The following is a 567-nucleotide window of genomic DNA, read 5'->3' on the forward strand; positions in this document are numbered from 1 at the left end:
CTTCCTACTTAAAGACAAAGAAGAAATGCTTAGAATGGCGAGCGGCATTTTGCCGAAAAACCGTAAGCTGGCGAACAAAGTTTGGCACGAGATGAACGAGCAAATCTCGAACTACATTCGCGGGAAAGTGCTGGAAATCTTGATTGTTGGTGGCGTGAGCTACGTAACATTCGCGATTCTAGACCTACGTTACTCCGCATTATTGGCCGTTGCTGTAGGTTTGTCGGTATTGATTCCATATATTGGTGCAGCAGCGGTAACCGTACCGGTTGCGATTGTTGGTTTGTTCCAATGGGGCATGACGCCACAATTCTACTGGTTGTTGCTGGCTTACGGCATCATCCAAGCGCTAGATGGTAATGTGCTTGTGCCAGTTCTATTTTCAGAAGCGGTTAACCTTCACCCGGTTGCGATTATTGTTGCGGTACTGGTGTTTGGCGGTTTATGGGGATTCTGGGGTGTTTTCTTTGCGATCCCATTAGCGACGTTAGTGAAAGCCGTTTGGAATGCGCTACCAAGCACCGAAGAAAGCGAACCCGTCCAAGAGTAACGCGTTCGATATTGAGC

General features: G+C 48.0%; 1 protein-coding gene. It reads left to right on the plus strand.

The features are described 5' to 3' along the window. On the plus strand, window positions 1–550 hold a 550-nt coding region (locus R7040_RS28720; protein WP_318097927.1), incomplete at its 5' end, for an AI-2E family transporter. Between the last annotated feature and the right edge of the window lie 17 nt (window positions 551–567).

It is taken from the genome of Vibrio sp. 1069, from assembly GCF_033340555.1.